A 1,176-nucleotide genomic window follows, 5' to 3' on the forward strand; every position below is an offset into this window, starting at 1 on the left:
TGTCGGTGCTCATGTGGAGTAGGCCGAGTTCTCGTGCACGTAGGCGAGGGAGAGGTCGTTGGTCCAGATCGTCGCCTGCTCGGTGCCGGCGCCCAGGTCGACGTCGATGGTGATCGCCCGGCCGGTCAGGTCGACCAGCTCGCGCGGGTCGCCGATCGCGCCGCCGCGGCAGACGGTGACCCCGTTGATCGTGACGTCGACGCGGTCGGGCTCGAACGCGGCGTCGGTCGTGCCGATCGCGGCCAGCACCCGGCCCCAGTTGGGATCGTTGCCGAACAGCGCCGTCTTGAGCAGGTTGTTGCGGGCGCAGGCGCGGCCGGCGGTCAGCGCGTCGCCCACCGACGCCGCCGCGCGCACGGTGATCGCGATGTCCTTGGTGGAGCCCTCGGCGTCGGCGAGCAGCTGCATGGCCAGGTCCGCGCACGCCGCGGTGAGCGCCGCGGTGACCTCCCGTTCCGACGGCGCCGCGCCGCCGGCGCCGTTGGCCAGCACGAGCACCGTGTCGTTGGTCGACAGGCAGCCGTCGGAGTCGACCCGCTCGAGGCTCACCGCGGTGGCCGCCTTCAGCGCCCGCTGCAGCACGTCGGCCGGCACCCGGGCGTCGGTGGTGAGGACGACGAGCATCGTGGCCAGGCTCGGGGCCAGCATGCCGGCGCCCTTGGCCATCCCGCCGACGGTCCAGCCCTCCCGGGCCTGCACGGTCGTCTTGGGCACGCTGTCGGTGGTCATGATCGCGCGGGCCGCGTCGTCCCCGCCGGCCCCGCTCAGCGCGCCCGCCGCCGCGGTGATCCCGGCGGTCAGCCGGTCCATCGGCAGCCGGACGCCGATCAGCCCGGTGCTGCAGACGGCCACGTCGACCGCGCCGACGTGCAGACCGGCCCGGCCGAGCTGCGTGGCCGCGTGCTCGGCGGTGGCGTGCGCGTCCTGGAAGCCCGCCGGCCCGGTGCAGGCGTTGGCCCCGCCGGAGTTGAGGACCACCGCCCGCGCCCGCCCGCCGGCCAGCACCCGCCGGCTCCACAGCACCGGCGCGGCCGGGAAGCGGTTGGTGGTGAAGACGGCCGCCGCGGCGTCGTCCGGGCCGTCGTTGACGACGAGCGCGACGTCCCCGCCGCCGCCGCTCTTCAGGCCCGCGGCCACCCCGGCCGCCCGGAATCCCCGCGGTGCGGTGACGCTCAC

The 1,176-nt window shown here is 75.9% G+C and carries 1 protein-coding gene; it reads right to left on the reverse strand.

The window, feature by feature from the left end:
* Nucleotides 1-9 precede the first annotated feature (9 nt).
* A partial coding sequence (gene argJ, locus OF117_RS22035; protein ID WP_263555002.1) for a bifunctional glutamate N-acetyltransferase/amino-acid acetyltransferase ArgJ occupies nucleotides 10-1,176 on the reverse strand: 1,167 nt, incomplete at its 5' end.

The sequence above is a fragment of the Geodermatophilus sp. YIM 151500 genome (assembly GCF_025716945.1).
GTDB lineage: Bacteria > Actinomycetota > Actinomycetes > Mycobacteriales > Geodermatophilaceae > YIM-151500.